Origin of the sequence: Bradyrhizobium sp. ma5, from assembly GCF_042258955.1 — a bacterium.
Taxonomy (GTDB): domain Bacteria; phylum Pseudomonadota; class Alphaproteobacteria; order Rhizobiales; family Xanthobacteraceae; genus Bradyrhizobium.
This window is the reverse complement of record NZ_CP170156.1, coordinates 5,637,918-5,652,828: the sequence shown is the minus strand read 5'-3', so window position 1 is coordinate 5,652,828 and position 14,911 is coordinate 5,637,918. Positions and strand designations below refer to the sequence as shown.

12 protein-coding genes are annotated in these 14,911 nt (G+C 65.8%); 9 read left to right on the top strand and 3 right to left on the bottom strand.

From position 1 onward, the window contains the following. The first annotated feature begins 38 nt into the window (after window positions 1-38). The 6 genes from ACE103_RS26450 to ACE103_RS26425 all read left to right on the top strand — a co-directional run bounded on the left by ACE103_RS26450 (window position 39) and on the right by ACE103_RS26425 (window position 7,187). The gene (locus tag ACE103_RS26450) at window positions 39-734 is read left to right on the top strand and encodes a DUF899 family protein (protein WP_375775471.1); all 696 of its coding nucleotides are present in this window, start codon (window positions 39-41) and stop codon (window positions 732-734) included. A gap of 425 nt (window positions 735-1,159) precedes the next feature. Then, a complete protein-coding gene (locus ACE103_RS26445; RefSeq protein WP_375775470.1) occupies window positions 1,160-2,302 on the top strand; it encodes a tlde1 domain-containing protein in 1,143 nt (380 codons plus the stop codon). 192 nt (window positions 2,303-2,494) lie between these two features. Continuing rightward, window positions 2,495-3,451 carry a GAF domain-containing protein gene (locus tag ACE103_RS26440; RefSeq protein WP_223976281.1) on the top strand — a complete coding sequence of 319 codons (957 nt, stop codon included), beginning with the start codon at window positions 2,495-2,497 and terminating at the stop codon, window positions 3,449-3,451. Between the two features lie 188 nt (window positions 3,452-3,639). Beyond that, the gene (gene adh / locus ACE103_RS26435) at window positions 3,640-5,157 is read left to right on the top strand and encodes an aldehyde dehydrogenase (RefSeq protein WP_375775469.1); all 1,518 of its coding nucleotides are present in this window, start codon (window positions 3,640-3,642) and stop codon (window positions 5,155-5,157) included. A gap of 84 nt (window positions 5,158-5,241) precedes the next feature. After that, window positions 5,242-5,592: a DUF779 domain-containing protein gene (locus ACE103_RS26430; protein WP_212309918.1), complete on the top strand. Its 351-nt coding sequence runs from the start codon at window positions 5,242-5,244 to the stop codon at window positions 5,590-5,592. A gap of 98 nt (window positions 5,593-5,690) precedes the next feature. After that, the gene (locus tag ACE103_RS26425) at window positions 5,691-7,187 is read left to right on the top strand and encodes an AMP nucleosidase (RefSeq protein ID WP_375775468.1); all 1,497 of its coding nucleotides are present in this window, start codon (window positions 5,691-5,693) and stop codon (window positions 7,185-7,187) included. Between the two features lie 22 nt (window positions 7,188-7,209). Here the strand turns inward: ACE103_RS26425 and ACE103_RS26420 are convergent, their stop codons facing one another. Continuing rightward, window positions 7,210-7,839: a glutathione binding-like protein gene (locus ACE103_RS26420; protein WP_375775467.1), complete on the bottom strand. Its 630-nt coding sequence runs from the start codon at window positions 7,837-7,839 to the stop codon at window positions 7,210-7,212. Between the two features lie 10 nt (window positions 7,840-7,849). Then, window positions 7,850-8,443 (bottom strand): cysteine hydrolase family protein, encoded by a 594-nt coding sequence (locus ACE103_RS26415; protein ID WP_375775466.1) that lies wholly within the window; start codon window positions 8,441-8,443, stop codon window positions 7,850-7,852. A 128-nt stretch (window positions 8,444-8,571) separates the two neighbouring features. On the opposite strand from ACE103_RS26415, the gene ACE103_RS26410 reads away from it, so the two are divergent. Further along, entirely contained in the window at window positions 8,572-9,411 is an 840-nt protein-coding gene (locus tag ACE103_RS26410; RefSeq protein ID WP_375775465.1) for a LysR family transcriptional regulator, read from the top strand. Window positions 9,412-9,599: 188 nt separating this feature from the next. Here the strand turns inward: ACE103_RS26410 and ACE103_RS26405 are convergent, their stop codons facing one another. Further along, entirely contained in the window at window positions 9,600-10,211 is a 612-nt protein-coding gene (locus ACE103_RS26405; protein ID WP_375775464.1) for a TetR family transcriptional regulator, read from the bottom strand. A 205-nt stretch (window positions 10,212-10,416) separates the two neighbouring features. Here ACE103_RS26405 and ACE103_RS26400 point away from each other — a divergent pair, with 205 nt between their 5' ends. Then, entirely contained in the window at window positions 10,417-11,319 is a 903-nt protein-coding gene (locus ACE103_RS26400) for a DUF3313 domain-containing protein (RefSeq protein ID WP_375775463.1), read from the top strand. 185 nt (window positions 11,320-11,504) lie between these two features. After that, window positions 11,505-14,864: an adenylate/guanylate cyclase domain-containing protein gene (locus tag ACE103_RS26395; protein WP_375775462.1), complete on the top strand. Its 3,360-nt coding sequence runs from the start codon at window positions 11,505-11,507 to the stop codon at window positions 14,862-14,864. Window positions 14,865-14,911 lie beyond the last annotated feature (47 nt).

Here is a 14,911-nt window from a genome sequence, read left to right as displayed (position 1 = left end):
TCTTCCAGGGAGCCCGTCAACCATGCGAGGTTCCAACCATGACCAGTTCCGTCCTCAAGCCTGCCGCCGAGCTCGCCAGCACCAACACCAGGTGCTTTCCCAATGAGAGCGCCGATTATCGCCGGGCACGCCAGGCGCTGCTCGTCGAGGAGATCGAGCTGCGCCGGCACATCGCGCGCGTCGCCGAGCTGCGTCGCGCCTTGCCGCCGGGCGGCGAGGTGACCAGGGCGTATGAGTTCATGGGCGAGTCCGGCGCGGCCTCACTCGCCGACCTCTTCGGCAACAAGCAGACGCTGATCATCTACAGCTACATGTTCGGCCCGCAGCGCGAGAAGCCGTGCCCGATGTGCACATCGTTCATGAGCACGTGGGAGGAGAAGCTGCCCGACATCGAGCAGCGCGTGGCGTTGGTGTTCGTGGCGCGCTCGCCGATCGCACGGCTGATCGAGGCGAAGAAGGCGCGCGGCTGGACTCGTCACAGGGTCTATTCGGATGCGTCGGGCGATTACACGCGTGACTATGTCAGCAAGGATGACAGCGACGTGCCCGGCTACAATGTCTTCACCCGCCACGACGGCGCAATCCGGCATTTCTGGGCCGGCGAAATGGGCTCCGGCACGGTCGATCCCGGCCAGGACCCGCGCGGCGCGCCGGACATGGATCCGCTCTGGACCCTGCTCGACACCACGCGCGAGGGGCGCGGCGCGGACTGGTATCCGAAGCTCAGCTATTGAGAGATGGTTTTTGCTCGATCCCCGCTCGATTACGGGGCGATCGGCAAGGAAATTCTCCCTAGGATTTATCTCGGCATGCGGTAGCGGAACCGCGTGCCGGAATGTCCCATCATGGGACAAAAAAGCCGTTTTGGCGGTCCAATGCCATCTTAAAAAAGCCCTACGCCACAGGCACTTCCCGCGTTGCAGGGGATCGCATCCGGTTAAGTCGCATTTAACTAAAAGTCGCCTTAATGGCCGTCTGTGCCCCCGCGCGACGTTGAGCCGAACATCGTTCGACGATGCGTCGAGTGAGGGACAAAGGTGGACCTGTTTTGAGCGCCGGGCGTATGAGTACGAGTGCGAGTGCGTATGTTCTTGGGGCACCAAGCCGCAAGAAAACCTCCCGAAAAATCCTCCCACAGCATTTCCTCGGCAGCGCCGCGGTGGCGGGGCTGGTGCTCGGCTGCGCCTGGACCGTCTATGCCAACATTTTTGCGGCGAGCGTCTATCCGTCGGTCGGCAGTGCGTCGCTTGACGCGCCGGTGGCGAAGCGGCCGGCCGCCGTTGCCGCGCGGCCCGCACCCGCGTTCAACGAGGTGTTCGCGTCCCTGACGCCGACGCCGGCGTCGCCCGCCAAGACCGAGGTTGCAAAGACCGAGGTCGCGACGTCGGAAGCCCCGACACCGTCACTTATGTTTAATGATCGGTTTGCGGCCGCCTCGCCTGGGGGCGTCGCGTCCAGCGTCGTGGCCGACGCCGCACCGCAGATCGACCCGATCAAGCAGGCCGCTGAACCCAAGGTCGCCGTAGCGGCGAGGGCGGTGGCGACGGCAGAGCTCGCCGAGACATCGAAGCCGTTGCCGGCGCCGAAGTCGGTCGAGACCGCCAAAAAGCAAGCCGCCGCCAATCTGAAGGTGGCGCTCAACGATCCCGCCGCGACGGTTGAGCCCAAAGCGGCCGAGAAGGCGCCCGAGGCCAAGCAGGCGACGAAATCCGCAGGCGTCCGTGACATGGCCGCACGCGCCAAGGCCGCGGTGCTGTCGATCGCATCGAGCGAGCGGCAGACCATGGTCGAGAAGCTGTGGGGCAAGCGCGAGTCGAGCGGCGGGCTGCTCTCCTTCGCTTCCGCCGATGCCAGTGTCACCGGCAGCATCCCCTCGACGCTGGACCAGAACCCGATGCTCGGCGGCTCGCCGCCCTATGACCGCCAGACCGCGGTCTACGACATCTCGGCCAAGACCGTGTATTTGCCCGACGGCACGCGCCTCGAGGCGCATTCCGGCCTCGGCTCCCGGCTCGACGATCCCAGGTCCTCGCATATGAAGATGGTCGGCGTGACGCCGCCGCACATTTACGAGCTCAAGCCGCGTGAGGCGCTGTTCCACGGCGTGCCGGCGCTGCGGCTCAATCCGATCGGCGGCGAGGGCAAGATCTTCAACCGCGACGGCCTGCTCGCGCACACCTTCATGCTTGGCCCGAACGGCGACTCCAACGGTTGCGTCTCGTTCAAGGACTATTACGCGTTCCTCGACGCCTACCGTAACAAGGGCATCCGCCGCCTCGCAGTGTTGGCGAGGGTTCAGTAAGCGCCGTCCTGCCGGGGGTGCTGCCCCCACGGCGTGATTGACGCGAGGCAGCCCCCGTACCTGTCCGAAGGTCGCAGTCCCGTCCCTTGAAAGGTCGCTGGCAGCGCTATATCCTGCGAAATACAAGGGTGCCAGGGTCAACAGCGCCGCGCTCCCGTGGGTCACAGAACCCGGGGAGCAGGGGAGGGAAGCATGAGCCGGTCGCCAGGCGTCGTGCACGCGGACAAGGTTCTCGACGTGCTGGCCGGAGGCGGGGCGCCATCCGACCTGTCGGCGTCGTGGCGTCGGTCCGGCCATCTGCATGCGCTCGATCCGGCGAGCCGCCTGCCTTCGCATCGTCTCGGCCAGGCTGAAATCGCCGCTGCACAGCAGCGCCTCGGTGAATTCCTGAAAGTCGCCCAGAGCACGCTCGACCGGCTGTTCCTTGCCGTGGGCGGGGTCGGCTGCTCGGTGCTGCTGGCGGACCGCGACGGCGTCGTCGTCGACCGGCGTGGCGCGGGCGCCGATGATGCGACGTTCGACGCCTGGGGGCTCTGGACCGGTGCGGTCTGGAGCGAGAAGTACGAGGGGACCAACGGCATCGGCACCTGCATCGTGGAGAAGCGTCCGCTGTCGATCGACCGCGAGCAGCACTTCTTCACGCGCAATTCCGGACTGTTCTGCACCACCGCGCCGATCTTCGACGAGCATGGCGAGCTTGCCGCCGCGCTCGATGTTTCCTCTTGCCGGGCAGACCTGACCGACGGATTTTCCCGGCTGATCGCGACCACGGTGACGGATGCCGCGCGCGCGATCGAAGCCGAGAATTTCCGCCGCGCGTTCCCCGATGCGCGAATTCTGCTGACACCGCGCAGCGAGCGCGCCGTCAACTCGCTGCTGGCGGTCGATCGCGACGATCTCGTGATCGGTGCGACGCGCGCCGCGCGCCGCGCACTCGGCCTCAACGCGGCGTCGCTGGCGCGCCCATTGCCGGCGGCCGATCTGATCGGCGAGACCCGCGACGATGGCGGTCTTGCTGCCGCGGAGCGCGCAGCGTTGCAGCGCGCGCTGGCGCGCGCCGGCGGCAACGTGTCGAAGGCCGCCAAGGATCTCGACATGTCTCGCGCCACATTGCACCGCAAGCTCAAGCAGCTCGGCCTGCACCGCTAGAGCATACCCGAGAGGCTTAGAACCAGCGTCCGAAGCGCTGGCGCGCCTGTGCCAATTTGCGGCGCACTCTGTCTCAGATTTGCGACAGTTCCCCTGCGGCCCTTGGGGCGGGCCCCTGTTCTGTCCGCCTGATTTGACCGAGCGTCCCGGCCAACGCCGTGTGCATCGGCGTGCCAACGGAGGAATACATGAACAAGGTTGACATGCAGGCCGTGCTCAAGGCGCCGTTCGCCAAGCGCTACGGCAATTTCATCGGCGGCGAATGGCGCGAGCCCCGTTCCGGAAAGTATTTTGAGAACATCTCGCCGGTGACCGGCCTTCCGGTCTGCGAGATCCCGCGCTCCGACGCGTCGGATATCGAGGCCGCGCTCGATGCCGCGCACGCGGCCAAAGAAGCATGGGGCAAGACCAGCGTCGCCGAGCGCTCGCTGATCCTCAACCGGATCGCCGACCGGATGGAGGCCAATCTCGAAAAGCTCGCGACCGCCGAGACCTGGGACAACGGTAAGCCGATCCGCGAGACGATGGCCGCCGACATGCCACTCGCGATCGATCACTTCCGTTACTTCGCCAGCGCAATCCGTGGACAGGAAGGCTCGATCTCGGAGATCGACCACGACACGATCGCCTATCACTTCCACGAGCCGCTCGGCGTCGTCGGCCAGATCATTCCCTGGAATTTCCCGATCCTGATGGCGGTCTGGAAGCTTGCACCGGCGCTCGCCGCCGGCAACTGCGTCGTCCTCAAGCCGGCCGAGCAGACGCCGGCCTCGATCATGGTGTTGCTCGAGCTGATCGGCGACCTGCTGCCGAAGGGCGTGCTGAACGTCGTCAACGGTTTCGGCCTCGAGGCCGGCAAGCCGCTGGCCTCGTCGAACCGGATCGCCAAGATCGCCTTCACCGGCGAGACCACGACGGGCCGGCTGATCATGCAGTATGCCTCGCAGAACCTGATCCCGGTGACGCTCGAACTCGGCGGCAAATCGCCCAACATCTTCTTCAAGGACGTTCTGGAAGAAGACGATGATTTCTTCGACAAGGCGGTCGAGGGCTTCGTGATGTTCGCGCTCAATCAGGGCGAGGTCTGCACCTGTCCGAGCCGCGCGCTGATCCAGGAATCGATCTATGATCGCTTCATGGAGCGCGCGCTGAAGCGTGTCGAAGCGATCACGCAAGGCAGCCCGCTCGACCCGACCACGATGATCGGCGCGCAGGCGTCCTCCGAGCAGCTCGAGAAGATCCTCTCCTATATCGACATCGGGAAAAAGGAAGGTGCCGAGGTGCTGACCGGCGGCGAGCGTAACAATCTCGGCGGCGGGCTGTCGGGCGGCTACTATGTCAAGCCGACCGTGTTCAAGGGTCACAACAAGATGCGCATCTTCCAGGAGGAGATCTTCGGGCCGGTGGTGTCCGTGACCACCTTCAAGAACGACGAGGATGCGCTCTCGATCGCCAACGACACGCTCTACGGTCTCGGTGCCGGCATCTGGAGCCGCGACGTCAATCGCTGCTACCGGTTCGGCCGGGCCATCCAGGCGGGCCGGGTGTGGACCAACTGCTACCACGCCTATCCCGCGCATGCGGCGTTCGGCGGCTACAAGCAGTCCGGTGTCGGCCGCGAGAATCACAAGATGATGCTCGACCACTACCAGCAGACCAAGAACATGCTGGTGAGCTACAGCCCGAAGAAGCTCGGCTTCTTCTGATGTCCCGGCTGCCCCCGTGTTCAGGGACGAAGACGGCAGGCTTCGGCGGACTGTCCCGCCGGAGCCTCTATTACGGAGGCCGGGATGGCTGACAAGGTGACCGCGACGCCGGCTGCGCTGGAGCTGATTGCCGAGATCATCGCCGATCATGGGCCGGTGCTGTTTCACCAGTCCGGCGGCTGCTGCGACGGTTCGTCGCCGATGTGCTATCCGCAAGGTGACTTCCTGATCGGCGATCATGACGTCAAGCTCGGCGAGATCGGCGGGGCGCCGTTCTACATCAGCGGTTCGCAATACGACGTCTGGAAGCACACCGATCTGATCATCGACGTCGTTCCCGGCCGCGGCGGCATGTTCTCGCTCGACAATGGGCGCGAACGCCGGTTCCTGACCCGGTCCGAAATCTGCGCGCTGCCGCCGCGCGAGCCGGAATAGGGCGGTCCGGGCCGATCTGGAACTGGAGGCCATTGTCGCTATACTGCACTGATCCAGGGCGATTCCCAACTCGGCAACGGATCTGGTGCAAAGCGAACATGTCTCCGACACCTCCCATCGAAACTCCGCCGCCGATCACGACCGAAGCATTCGTCGATGCCGCAGCTGCGGTTGCCCGTCTCGAGGAGATCTACGAGCGCAACACCGGATTCCTGCGCAGTCGCTTCGAGGCCTATGTCAACGGGGTGCCGTTCACGACGCGGGTGCGGGCGCATTACCCGTTCGTCCGCATCACGACCTCGTCGCACGCCCGGCTCGATTCCCGTCTTGCCTACGGTTTTGTCGCCGGACCTGGCGTCCACGAGACCAGCATTACGCGGCCGGACATTTTCCGGACCTATCTCACCGAGCAGATCGGGCTCCTGATCAAGAACCACGGCGTGGCGGTCGAGATCGGCGAGTCCAGCGAACCTATACCGATCCATTTCGCCTACCGGCGCGACATCAATATCGAGGCGGCGCTGACCATCGCAGACAGTTCGGCGTTCACGAGGTCGCTGCGCGACGTGTTCGACACGCCCGACCTTGCCGCGATGGACGATGCCATCGCTGACGGCACGTTCGAACTGACGCCGGGCACGCCCGAGCCGCTGGCCCTGTTCCGTGCCGCGCGCGTCGATTACTCGCTGCGCCGGCTCTATCACTACACCGGCACCGATCCCGAGCACTTCCAGAATTTCGTGATCTTCACCAACTACCAGTTCTATGTCGATGCCTTCGCGCAATCGAGCCTGCAGCGTCTCGCCGCGGGCGAGGAGGGCCTCGAGGCGTTCGTCGCGCCCGGCAATGTGATCACGCACAACGCGCTGGCGGGCGGCGGCACCATCGGGACCGCATCGGATCGCGTGCCGCAGATGCCGGCGTTTCATCTCGTCGAGCCCGGTTATCGCGGCATCACCCTGATCAATATCGGGATCGGTCCATCGAATGCGCGCAACATCACCGATCATGTCGCGGTGCTGCGGCCGCATGCCTGGCTGATGATCGGGCATTGCGCGGGCTTACGCAACACGCAGCGGCTCGGCGATTACGTGCTGGCCCACGGCTATGTCCGCGAGGATCACGCGCTCGATCACGAGCTGCCGCTGTGGGTGCCGATCCCCGCGCTCGCCGAGATGCAGGTCGCGCTCGAGGAGGCGGTCGGCGAGGTGACCGGGCTCACCGGCTTCGAGCTCAAGCGCTTGATGCGCACCGGCACCGTCGCGAGCGTCGACAACCGCAATTGGGAGATCAGCGGGCCGCAGGTGATCCGGCGGATGTCCCAATCGCGCTCCATCGCGCTCGACATGGAATCGGCGACGATCGCCGCCAACGGCTATCGCTTCCGCGTGCCCTACGGCACGCTGCTCTGCGTCTCCGACAAGCCGCTGCACGGCGAGATCAAGCTGGCGGGCATGGCGAGCGAGTTCTATCGCCAGCGCGTCGGCCAGCACCTTCAGATCGGGCTGAAGACGCTGGAGCGGCTCAAGCAGCAGGAATCCGAGCGCCTGCATTCGCGCAAGCTGCGCAGCTTTGCCGAGGTCGCGTTTCAGTAACGCGGCGCCGGGCGTGCGGCGGTCACGCCGCGACGCTCTTCCACAACTGCATCTCGGTGCCGATCGCGGCCTTGACCTGCGGCCGCGCCCGGATCCGAGCGAGATAGGCGGCCAGCGGCGGCCATTGCGCCACATCGACGCCAGCGGAGCGAAGCAACAGCAGAGCCCAGGCGAGATGCGCGTCCGCTACCGTGAAGCGGTCACCGACCAGAAACTCGCGGTCGGCAAGATGCGCTGATGGCACCGACAAGGTCTGTCCGATCCTGGCACGCGGCTTGGCGAGCGATGCATCATCCTTGTACCAGAAGGTCGGAAACAGAAATCCCTTGTGGATCTCGGTGCCAACGAAGCTGAGCCATTCCTGCAAACGATAGCGGTCCGGATCGCCGGCCGGCGGCGCGAGGCCGAGTTCGGGCTTGAGGTCCGCGATATACTGCAAGACCGCCGCGCTCTCCGTCAGCCGCTCGCCGTTCTCGAGCACGAGCAGCGGCACCGCGCCCTTCGGCGCGACGGCGCGAAAGTCGCCGTCGTCCTCCAGGACCTTCTTGGTCCAGAGATGGACCATGTGGTAGCGCGCGTCGATGCCGGCCTCCATCAGCGCGATCCGGCTGGCGAGCGAGCAGGCCATCGGCCAGAAATAGAGCTCGATCATGGCGGTGATCTCAGGCGAGGGCGTTGCCGCGCGCGATGATCGCGAAGCGGTCGGATAGTTCGGCGAGCGCGACGTCGTGAATGAGTTTTGCGGCAATCGTGCCACCGATGCCGTCGGGCAGGTCGCGGGTGGCGCAGCTGTCGGCATCGATCGTGGTGCGGTAGCCGAGATCGAGCGCGGCGCGGGCGGTCGAGCTCACGCACATATGGGTCATGAAGCCGGCGAGCACGAGCTCCTTGCGACCGGTCGCGGCAAGCTGAGCGTTGAGGTCGGTGCCGGCGAAAGCGTTTGGCAATTGCTTCTCGATCACGATCTCGCCCGGCCGCGGCTCGAGCGGCGCGACGATCTCGCCACGCTCCGCGCTGCGATCGAACAGGCTTCCCGGCGCTCCCTTGTGCGCGATGTGGATGATCGCAGCGCCGCTTTCCCGCGCGCGGGCCAGCAATGCGGTGGCGCGCGCGATCGCGGGGCTCGCGTCGGGTAGCGCCAGGGGGCCTGCGAGATATTCGTTCTGGATATCGATCAGCACCAGGCAGCTGTCGCCGAGGCGAGGCGGGGTGAGGTCGATACCGGCAAGCTGCATCAGCGTTTTGGCGGCGGTCATGGTCGTGAGAACTCCGGAGGATGCGTCTTGCGAAAATATAGCCGCGGACCGGCCTGCCGTTATGCAGGGATATTGCAGCCGGTGGCTGCGTTATTGCAGGCGGGCGAGGCGCGATGTAGCCTGCCGTCATGAATTGGGACGACCTTCGCATCATCGCCGCCGTCAGGGACGAGGGCACCTATGCCGGCGCCAGCGCGCGGCTGCGGATCGACGAGACCACCGTCGGCCGCAGGCTGGCGCGGATCGAGCGCGCGCTCGGCCTGCGTTTGTTCGAGGCCGCCGACGGCGTCCGCAAGCCGACCCGGCAGTGCGACGTGGTGCTCGCGCACGTCCAGGCGATGGCCGCGCATGCCGAGGAAATCGGTCGGATCGGCGAGAGCCTGCCCGGGCCCGTCGGCCGGCTGCGCATCGCCTCCACCAACGCGATCGCGGAGGAAGTGCTGGCGCCACGCACCGGCGAATTGCTGCGCGCCAATCCGGGCTTGACGCTGCAATTCCTGACCTCGAGCGACAACGTCAAGTTCTCGCGCTGGGAAGCCGATCTGGCGATCCGCCTGCGCAAGCCCGACAAGGGCGACTTTGCGATCTCGAAGCTCGCTGAAGTCAGGCTGTATTTCTTCGAGCCGGTCGCGACGACGGCGGGAGAGGCGGTGGCGTGCGCCTATCCCGATGAGCTCGGCGGGATTCCGGAAATGCAGTTCCTGCGCGCGAAGCGGCTTCGTGCGCGCTGCGTGACCGACAATGTCCGGATCATCCACAGACTGATCCGGTCGCATCAGGCGGTCGGCGTGCTGCCGGAGCATAGCTGCGTGGACCTGATGACCGATCGCCGTCTGCGCGCCACGCTGCTGCCGAGGCGGCGCGACGTCTGGCTTCTGGTGCAAAGCCACCTCAAGCGCGATGCGGCGACGCGCGTCACCATCGACTGGCTGCGCGCCTGCTTCCAGGACGTCGCGCGCAGCGAGTGAGGTGGCGACGGGGAGACGGATTTACCCTCCGTCATTCCGGGGCGCGACGAAGTCGCGAGCCCGGAATCCATAACCACGATGGTCGAGATGATCCCGGGTGGGGTGGATCTCTTTCCGGGGATATCCAACTGAAATTTGTGGTTATGGATTCCGGGCTCGCGCCAGAGGAGCGCCCCGGAATCACGAGATCAAATCGCCGCTTTCAGATTGGCGAAGGCGTCCTGGACATATTTGGTGAGCTGGCGCTTGCCGCCTTGCTCGAGCCAGGTGTCGACGGCGATGCGCAGGGCGCCGCTCGCGGCCATCGCGACGAGGCGGAGGCGGTCGCGGCGGTCCTTGCCCGGCCACAATTCGCACAGCGTCTCGTAGACGACCTGCTCCCGATGCTGATCGCTCCGATGCTTGCGGGAGCTCAGCACTTCGCTCTCGCGGATCAGGCGCGAAATCGCAACCGTCCGCGACGTCTGGAAGCGGGCGCACACATCCAGCAAGGCCTCGCGGACGACGTCGATCGCCGCGCCGGCCGCGGCATGGTCACGGATCGATGCCCTGAGCGCGTCGTCATAGCCGGCGATGTGGGCGAGCAGGATGTCGTCCTTGCTCCTGAAATAGTAGAAGAAGGTCCTGCGCGAGATGCCGGCCGCCGCCGCGATCTCATCCAGCGTCGTCGCATCAAAGCCGTTGGCCAGAAACAGCTCCATGCCGACATCGGCGATGCGTTGCAGCGTCTCGCGGCGATTTCGCTCGCGCAGGCCTTCGGCTTTTGCAGGCGTCGGGGTTTTCGTCAATGTCTCGGGCATCGGCCGCCTTCTCATGAACAGGCAATCAGGGCAAAAGCACTTCGTGGCCTCAAGGGTTCGCGCGGCCGTCGGCGTCAACGCGCGAAGCGGCGCAGTTGGATGCGCGTCATCCGGTCGCAGCCGGCGGTCGCGGCCATAAAACCGCCCAACACAATAATTACACCAAGTGTAATAATTACACCAAGTGTAAGTCAGTGGGGCCCCAATGACAACCTGCTCGCGCGTAGGCCGGATCAAGCTGATTCCGGCGGCAGATGGATTCGTGCGCAAGCGGGGCGCATTCTTCCGCGGCTTTGCGGCGGCGAACCTGCTCGGCCTTTTGGTCTCGGGCTGCGCCACGGCGACGCTGGATCAGGCCGGTTCGCTCCGCTCCTACGACAATATGGAGCAATCGGACGGGATGTTGACCCGTTCGAAGCTGCGGGTGAGCAAGGACGAGGTGCGGGCAGCGAAGACGATCAGGATCGTGCCCACCGTGTTCTCCGACGGAACGTCGGTGCCCTTCACGGCCGTACAGCGCAGGCTCGTCACGAACGCCGCCGACCGTGCATTGTGTGCGGGCCTGAGCGAACGCTTCTACGTGGTTGCGTCGGAGCCGGCCGACCTGACCGTTCACGCCGTCATCACGCATGTGGTGCCGACCGATCCGACCGCGGTCGGCGTCTCCAAGGGTGTGTCGGTGGCGAAGACGATTCTGTTGCCCGGTGTGCCGGTGCCCGTTCCGCGCATTCCGGTGGGGCTCGGCAGCCTGTCGCTTGAGGCCGAGGCGCGCGATCCGGCCGGACAGCAAAAGGCGGCGATGGTCTGGGGCCGTGCGGCGAGTGCCTTCGACAACGGGCGGATGTCGGAGGAGGGGGATGCATACGGCCTCGCGGCATCGTTCGGCGGCGATTTCAGCCAGATGCTGGTCACCGGAGTGGCGCCGTTCGGCGGCGTGCCATCGATGCCCTCGATGCAGCGGCTGGGCTTCCTGCTCGGCGGCGCGCCGAAATTTCCCGCCTGCGAAGCGTTCGGACGCGCGCCGGGTCTCGTCGGCATGGTCGGCGACAGCGCCGGCGTGCCGCCGGACTGGACCGACAAGGGACCGGTTGCGGCGAAGGTGGAGTGAGGCGGCCGGCACGCGTACGAATGTTCGCGTGCACACGGCTGTAACGGGGCACCGCCGTGGCACAATTCGCGTATCCTGCTCTGCGCGGACTTGCCGCAAAACAGAAGGTGCCAGCACAGACAGATTGCGATAACGTCTGTTTGCCGTGGTCCATTCGGCCAGCCGTCAACCCGTCGGTGGTGCCAATGCAGCAGATTGCGGAATGGCTCGAGAAGCTTGGGCTTGGGCAATACGCGCTGCGTTTTGCCGAGAACGGCATCGATGCTGGCGTTCTTCCCGAATTGACGGATGAAGACTTCGACAGGCTCGGAGTCCTGCTCGGCCATCGCCGCAAGCTGCTGCGCGCCATCGCCGATTTCAATCAGGCCGAACTGATCGCCGCGCCGGTTTCATCGCACGATGCCGAGCGACGCCATCTCACCGTGATGTTTTGCGACCTGGTCGGTTCGACGGCGTTGTCGGCTCGTCTCGATCCCGAGGACATGTGGGAAGTGATCCGCGCCTATCGTGCGGCCTGTGCGCGGGTAATCGCGACATATGATGGCGTTGTTGCCAGATTTATCGGCGACGGGATCCTCGCATATTTCGGCTACCCGCGTGCGCATGAAGACGATGCGGAGCGCGCAGTGCGCGCCGGGCTCGACGTCATCGCCGCGATCGGCAAGCTCGAGACCCGAGCTGACGAGGGGGTCGCGGTGCGGATCGCAATTGCGAGCGGGCTCGTCGTGGTCGGCGACCTCGTCTCCGGCGGTGCTTCGGAGGAGCAGGCGCTCGTCGGCGATGCGCCGAACGTCGCCGCGCGGCTGCAGAGTCTGGCGGAGCCGGGCGTGGTCGTCGTTGCCTCCTCGACACGCCGGCTGCTCGGCAATCTGTTCACGCTTCGCAACCTCGGTCGTCGCGAGGTCAAGGGTATCTCCGAGCCGATCGCGGTGTGGGCTGTCGAGGGCGAGCCGGCTTCGGAAAGCCGCTTCGAGGCCGTGCGGACCGCGCGCTCGATCGGCTTCGTCGGCCGCAAGGCGGAGATCGAATTCGCGCTGTCGCGTCAGCAACTGGCGTGGCAGGGCCAGGGCCAGGCGGTGCTGATATCGGGCGAAGCGGGGATCGGAAAATCGCGCATCGTTGCGATGCTCTCCGACAGCCTCGCGTCCGGGACGCATCGCCGTGTGCGGTATCAATGTTCGCCCTATCATACCAATAGCGCGCTGCATCCCTTCGTCGCCCAGCTCGAGCGTGCCGCCGGCATCCGCGTGGAAGACGTGCCGGAGCAGAAGCTGGACAAGCTCGAGGCCATGCTGGCGCTCGGGACGCAGCATGTGCCCAGCGTGACACCGCTGATCGCGGCGCTGCTGTCGATCCCGACCGGTGACCGCTATCCGCCGCTCGGCCTGAGCCCGGCGCAGCAGCGGCGGCAGACCTTCGCAGCGCTGCTCGACCAGCTCGAGGGCCTTGCCCGGCAGCAGCCGGTGCTTGTCGTCTGCGAAGACATGCATTGGGCCGATGCCACGTCGCTCGAGCTGCTCGACCTCGCGGTCGACCGGATCAGGGGACTGCCGATCCTCATGCTGATGACGTTCAGGCCCGAGTTCGAACCTCCGTGGGCGGGGCTTGCCAATGTCAGTCTGCTGCGGCTGGACCGGCTCGACCGGCAGGATACCCGCGCCCTGATCGAGCAGATGACTGTCGGCCGGTTGCTGCCCGACGAGATGATGACACAAATCATCGAGCGGACGGACGGTGTCCCGCTGTTCGTCGAGGAGCTGACCAAGATGGTCATGGAGTCGGGGCTGCTCGCCAAGAATGCCGGACGCTACCGCCTCGACAATCCGCTGCCACCGCTGGCGATCCCGGCGACGCTGCAGGACTCGCTAATGGCCCGCCTCGACCGACTGGCGCCGGTCAAGGAGGTGGCGCAGATCGGCGCAGCGATCGGCCGTGAGTTCTCATACGCGCTGCTACGCAGCGTGGCCGGTCGCGATGATCTGACGCTTGCCGCGGCGCTCGCCCAGCTCGAGGAGGCGGAGTTGCTGTTGCGTCGGGGCACGCCGCCGGATGCGAGCTACAGCTTTAGGCACGCATTGGTCCAGGAAGCGGCTTACGAGAGCTTGCTCAAGAGCCGCCGGCAATTGCTCCACAAGCAGATCGGCGATGTGCTGCGCGCCAAGTTTGCCGAGATTGCCGAGATCGAGCCGGAAGTCGTTGCGTATCATTTCACCGAGGCAGGGCTCGGCCAGATTGCGCTGGCGTGGTGGCGAAAGGCCGGTCAGCAGGCGCTGAAGCGCTCGGCCTATTGTGAGGCGATCGCACATCTCGGCAAGGCGGTCGCCATCGCCGATGAACTGCCCGACGAGCCGGGGCGGATGATCGGCCGGCTGCATCTGCAAATCGCCTACGGTCGCGCACTGCGCGGCAGTCTTGGGCACAGCGCGCCCGAGACCGTGGCCGCCTGGACGCGCGCCCGGCGGTTCGCCTCTGACATTGACGATCCAATCGAACTGGCGCCGATCCAGTCGGGCCTCTTCAACGCCTGCCTAACCCACGGTGAGCTCGCGCCGATGCGGGAGTTGGCGGAGGCGATCATGGGCGCGGCGGAACGGCATCCGGAATCGCAGGTGGCGACGATCGTCGCGGGCTGGACCAGCGGGGTGACTTGCTGGTTTGCGGGCGACTATCTGAATGCAGGCATCCATCTCGAGAAGGCGTTCGCTGCCTATGCGAGCGAGCCGAATCCGGCAACGTTCAAGGCATCGACGCTCGATCTGCCGTTCGTCATCATGAGATTCCTGGCGCTCGTGCTTTGGCCTCGCGGCGAGATCGATCGAGCCCAGCAGCTCGCGGGCGCAGCGGTGAGCGTCTCCGGGGAACAGCGTGCGCTCGCGCGCGCCAATGCGCTGGTTCACAAGGCCGTCTTCGACGGGCTGTGCGGCAGCCGGTTGCGGCAGACCGAGACGATCCTTGCCCTCGGACTGGCGCAGGATCACACCATGCCGCTGTATGTCGCCGCCGGCACTTATCTCAATGGCTTGGCGAAGTGGCGTGCCGGCGACCTGGCGGCCGGTCTCGCGGAAATGCAGCGCGGCTGGACATTGCTTCACGAGAACGACTGCTACCTCTGTGATCCCTTCTGGGGACTGCATATCGCGGTGGCGAACGCGGACGCAGGGCATGTCGAGGCGGGGCTCGACATTATCAACGAGCTGATCGACGCAACGGAGCAGTCCGGGCAGCACTGGCTGGATGCCGAGCTGTACCGTGTATTGGGCGAGCTGCGGTCGCGTCGCGACACCCCCGACATTTCCGGCGCCGAGGATGCCTTCCACCGCGCCCGCGAGATTGCGCGAAGGCAGCAGACGAAGACTTTCGAACTGCGCAGCGCGCTTGGAATTGCGCGGCTGTATGCCGGCAATGGCCGGGCGGACGCGGTGCCGGAGGTGCTTGTGCCGGTGCGCGCATGCTTCGATGCCGGGCAGGATCTCGGCGAGATCCGCGATGCCGACGAACTGCTCCGCCGGCTGGATCGGCCGACGCGTCACTTCCGTGCGTCCTGACGGACGGCGGTGGAGGCAAACAAAAACCCCGGCATTTCTGCCGGGGT

Bases quoted from the DNA above. Each gene is read 5' to 3' on its own strand.
- ACE103_RS26420 (WP_375775467.1), bottom strand. From the start codon at position 7,839: ATGATCGAGCTCTATTTCTGGCCGATGGCCTGCTCGCTCGCCAGCCGG.
- adh (WP_375775469.1), top strand. From the start codon at position 3,640: ATGAACAAGGTTGACATGCAGGCCGTGCTCAAGGCGCCGTTCGCCAAG.
- ACE103_RS26395 (WP_375775462.1), top strand. From the start codon at position 11,505: ATGCAGCAGATTGCGGAATGGCTCGAGAAGCTTGGGCTTGGGCAATAC.
- ACE103_RS26450 (WP_375775471.1), top strand. From the start codon at position 39: ATGACCAGTTCCGTCCTCAAGCCTGCCGCCGAGCTCGCCAGCACCAAC.
- ACE103_RS26430 (WP_212309918.1), top strand. From the start codon at position 5,242: ATGGCTGACAAGGTGACCGCGACGCCGGCTGCGCTGGAGCTGATTGCC.
- ACE103_RS26410 (WP_375775465.1), top strand. From the start codon at position 8,572: ATGAATTGGGACGACCTTCGCATCATCGCCGCCGTCAGGGACGAGGGC.
- ACE103_RS26415 (WP_375775466.1), bottom strand. From the start codon at position 8,443: ATGACCGCCGCCAAAACGCTGATGCAGCTTGCCGGTATCGACCTCACC.
- ACE103_RS26440 (WP_223976281.1), top strand. From the start codon at position 2,495: ATGAGCCGGTCGCCAGGCGTCGTGCACGCGGACAAGGTTCTCGACGTG.
- ACE103_RS26405 (WP_375775464.1), bottom strand. From the start codon at position 10,211: ATGCCCGAGACATTGACGAAAACCCCGACGCCTGCAAAAGCCGAAGGC.
- ACE103_RS26400 (WP_375775463.1), top strand. From the start codon at position 10,417: ATGACAACCTGCTCGCGCGTAGGCCGGATCAAGCTGATTCCGGCGGCA.
- ACE103_RS26425 (WP_375775468.1), top strand. From the start codon at position 5,691: ATGTCTCCGACACCTCCCATCGAAACTCCGCCGCCGATCACGACCGAA.